This is a genomic window from Microcystis sp. M165S2 (assembly GCF_020245885.1).
In the GTDB taxonomy this organism is placed as follows: domain Bacteria; phylum Cyanobacteriota; class Cyanobacteriia; order Cyanobacteriales; family Microcystaceae; genus Microcystis.
The window spans coordinates 1-3,486 of sequence record NZ_JADBTZ010000400.1; the positions used below are offsets into that span (position 1 = coordinate 1).

At 45.9% G+C, this 3,486-nt stretch carries 4 protein-coding genes and 1 pseudogene; 2 read left to right on the top strand and 3 right to left on the bottom strand.

Features of this window, described 5'->3' with window-relative positions:
• Positions 1 to 54: 54 nt before the first annotated feature.
• Positions 55 to 741: a hypothetical protein gene (locus tag IM479_RS19850; RefSeq protein ID WP_287677335.1), complete on the bottom strand. Its 687-nt coding sequence runs from the start codon at positions 739 to 741 to the stop codon at positions 55 to 57.
• Between the two features lie 252 nt (positions 742 to 993).
• Here IM479_RS19850 and hisD point away from each other — a divergent pair, with 252 nt between their 5' ends.
• Both hisD and IM479_RS19860 read left to right on the top strand, forming a co-directional pair.
• Positions 994 to 2,298 carry a histidinol dehydrogenase gene (hisD, locus tag IM479_RS19855; protein WP_286824583.1) on the top strand — a complete coding sequence of 435 codons (1,305 nt, stop codon included), beginning with the start codon at positions 994 to 996 and terminating at the stop codon, positions 2,296 to 2,298.
• Positions 2,299 to 2,383: 85 nt separating this feature from the next.
• Positions 2,384 to 2,602: pseudogene (locus tag IM479_RS19860) on the top strand (DUF433 domain-containing protein); the annotation flags it as partial.
• A 4-nt stretch (positions 2,603 to 2,606) separates the two neighbouring features.
• On the opposite strand, the gene IM479_RS19865 reads toward IM479_RS19860, so the two are convergent.
• Both IM479_RS19865 and IM479_RS19870 read right to left on the bottom strand, forming a co-directional pair.
• Positions 2,607 to 3,011, bottom strand: a complete 405-nt coding sequence (locus IM479_RS19865) for a type II toxin-antitoxin system VapC family toxin (protein WP_287684342.1) — start codon at positions 3,009 to 3,011, stop codon at positions 2,607 to 2,609.
• Positions 3,008 to 3,232, bottom strand: a complete 225-nt coding sequence (locus IM479_RS19870) for an AbrB/MazE/SpoVT family DNA-binding domain-containing protein (RefSeq protein WP_223212298.1) — start codon at positions 3,230 to 3,232, stop codon at positions 3,008 to 3,010. The genes IM479_RS19865 and IM479_RS19870 overlap by 4 nt, the downstream gene beginning before the upstream one ends.
• Positions 3,233 to 3,486: the final 254 nt, after the last annotated feature.

The window sequence follows — 3,486 nt, forward strand, 5'->3', positions numbered from 1 at the left end:
CCCCAACCCCCAACCCCCAACCCCCACCGAAAAACTTTTTGCCGCAAACCCTAATTAGGGCAGCCATTCCAGTAAAATTCCTAGGGAGCTATCTTTACGAGCGCGGGAATTTTGGGCTTGAATATCGGCAGCTAAACGTAAATTAGAGGTAATCGCATAACCAACCGAAAGAGTAGTCAATCCCACCTCGTTAGCACCCCCTGGGGAGATAAAACTCTGACTGACGGTGATATCTGCTGCCCCCGTGCGAGAAAGGGCTAATTTGAGCTTTAATCCTAAGTTAAGCCCATCGGTGCTGTAATTTCCTGTCTGAATGTAACGATAGCCCACCATGGGAGCCAGATTGACATAATCACCCAAAGGGAGGAGATAGTATTGTAAATTTGCTCCTATTGCCGTCCTATTGCCGTTAAAAGCCGTCTGATAATCGCCGCTTAGGGTTAAACTGGTTTGACCGAAAAACACATCTTCTACCCCCAAAATCACGCCACTGGAATTATCGCTAGAAGGAAACTGGGCATACCCTAAACGGATACGAGTGCGAAAACTAGGATCATTGCGAATATCTTCGGCGATATCGGGTATTTTTTCTAACCAACGCTCTAAAACGGGGCTTTCTTGCCGAATTTTCGGGTCTAAGTCTAACTCCGTTTCTGCCCACACCGGACCAATCGCCCCCCATAATAAAGCAAGAGCGATCGCATTTACAGAACAGCAAGAGAGCTTAAACATGATCTGCATTATAGCCAAGGAGGCAGGGGACAGGAGGCAGGAGGCAAGAGAAAGAATCTGGCAATAAAGCTTTTAGCTTAACAAATTAGGTTTTAGATTCGGCCTTTGTTATCAGCTATCAGATGTGAGTCTTCAGTTCACTGATTACTGGTTACTGTTTACTTCCCACTTCCCACTCCGACACTCCCCCAAAGGTTACAATTAAAAAAGATAAGATTCCCCGTTATTCTTGAGAGGACGGGGGCAGTAGGAGTAGCAATAGTGGTTAGAATATTAAAACTTTCGCAATTAAGTAGCGCGGAACGGGCAAAACTTCAGAAAAGAGCCGAGTTAGATATTGATAACGCCCTAAAAGTCGCTCAAACGGTCATAGAAACCATCCGCGAACGGGGGGATGCCGGCGTTGTGGACTATGTGCGGCGTTTTGACTACGAAGGTGCGACGGTAGAAAATATCAAAGTCAGCGAGGCAGAATTTGAGCGGGCGTTTCATTTAATTGAACCGGAAGTAAAAACTGCCATTGAACAGGCTTTCCGGAATATTCAAGAGGTACATCGTCGCCAAATGCCGGAAGAAACACAACTGGCAGAAATTGAAACCGGTGTCTTTGCCGGCGAAAAAATCTCTCCTATCCCCAATGTGGGTTTATACGTTCCCCGGGGCCGCGGTGCTTTTCCCTCGATGATGTTAATGTTAACCATCCCGGCAATGGTGGCAGGAGTGGAAAGAGTTGTCGTTTGCACTCCCCCCGATAAACAGGGCAACGTGGAACCCGTTTCTCTGGTGGCGGCGCAGATGGCTGGAGTCAGAGAAATTTATAAATTAGGGGGCGTACAAGCGATCGCCGCTTTAGCTTTGGGAACAAAAAATATCAAAAGGGTTGACAAAATTACAGGTCCGTGCAGCGTCTATGGGGCGGCGGCCAAACGGTTACTGTTCGGCACTGTGGATGTGGGTTTGCCGGCAGGTCCGAGTGAGTCGATAGTTTTGGCCGATGAGTCCACCGATGCCCGTTTAGCGGCCTTGGATTTATTAATTGAAGCGGAACACGGGGCGGATTCGGCGGCTTTATTAGTCACCCACTGTGAAGATGTGGCGATCGCCGCTAGTGAATATGCTCAGGAATACCTGCAAAAACTCCCGGATTGGCGACGGGAATTCTGTGAGGCGGGTTTAGCCGCCTATGGGGGCATAATTTTAACCGATAGTTTGCAGCAATCCCTCGATTTTGTCAATGAGTACGCCCCGGAACATCTAGAGGTTTTAGTTAGTAATCCTTTTGCCATTCTGGGCAAGATTAAAAATGCTGGCGAAATTCTCCTGGGAAATCATACTCCTTCCTCTATGGCTACCTACGCCATCGGAGTCAATGCTGTGCTGCCCACAGGAAGTTTTGCCCGTTCCTATTCGGCGGTTTCGGTTTATGATTTTCTGAAGCGCTCTACTTTGGCTTATGTCACCCCTGAAGGCTTTGAAAAGTTAAAAGAAACCACGAAAACTTTAGCCGAGTACGAAGGTTTTCCCGCCCATAAATTAGCAATTCAACACAGGGAAATTTTACTCTAAATACAGGGAATAGGAAACAGGGAACAACTTAGATATTTAGGCCAGCTTATTTTTTAGATTCAGTACAGCTTGAGTAAATTCCATGATGCAACTCGAAGACTATTTTAACTTTCTCACCCCTAATGATATTCGCTTAAAAGGGACAAGAATTGGCATTGAAACCATTCTCTATGACTATATTTATCATGCCAAAACACCTGAAGAAATTGCTAAAACTTACTCATCTTTGAGCCTAGAACAAGTTTATACAACAATTCTGTACTATTTGCATGAGCAAGAAGAAATAACCAATTATTTAACCGAATTGTCTAAGGTGTAATCAGTAAGACTGAGGGAAAGTAAGTTCGGTAGCGGTTGACATCTCTCGTTAGTAGGGGCATGGTAGTGACAGCAGCGTGAGCGCCGATGTAGAAATCTGGTAAGGGAGAACGTCGCTCACCTCCACGACGACGATATTCCAAAAAGCTTTGTCCTGCTAAAAAAGCTGCAGCATAGGGTAAAGAATCTCGGCGAAAGAAGTCTTCTGGTAGGGCTGCTTCTACCTCCTCGGGTTGATTAAACCCGATTGATATTTCTGCGTAAATAATTGGGTTAATCACTAAATTTCCTTGCTCCGCGTAGTTTGTGAGCATTTGAGCCGACCACTCAAACCATTGCGGGTCTTCGGTTACAACATCAAGAATGACGTTGCTATCTACCAGAATGTCGGTCATGAGTCACGGGTCGCTTGCATGATGTCGTTGGTTGTTAGACGGCTAGTTGCTTTGCCACGGATAGCGGCAATCAGTTGCTTTCCCCGGCTTAGGGTTCTAGGCTTGCGAATTTGCAAGATATCCCCAATCACTTCAAGCTGGATTTCTGTACCGGGTAACAACCCAAGCTTTTCTTGAATATCAGGGGGAATAGTGATTTGTCCGTTAGGGCTAATTTTCATCGAAAATTTGGGTCTGAAACCCCGTCGTTCTAGGTTGGCTTTACTGTTAAATATTAGCGCATTTACAAAATATATGCTAGAATGTGAGACGTAGAGAATCAGGCAAGCATTTTTTGACATCCTCACCGCCGTAAACGGACGGTGATTCCCAAACCTCACGATTTAGGTTTCTGCTTCTTTCCCTTGCGGGGTTTCGCACCGGCCTTAACAGATTTACTCTGTTCTGGTCTTATGGTCGCTCTACAGACTGACAC

Coding starts and splice junctions, on each gene's coding strand:
- IM479_RS19850 (WP_287677335.1), bottom strand. CDS start 741: ATGCAGATCATGTTTAAGCTCTCTTGCTGTTCTGTAAATGCGATCGCT.
- IM479_RS19865 (WP_287684342.1), bottom strand. CDS start 3,011: ATGACCGACATTCTGGTAGATAGCAACGTCATTCTTGATGTTGTAACC.
- IM479_RS19870 (WP_223212298.1), bottom strand. CDS start 3,232: ATGAAAATTAGCCCTAACGGACAAATCACTATTCCCCCTGATATTCAA.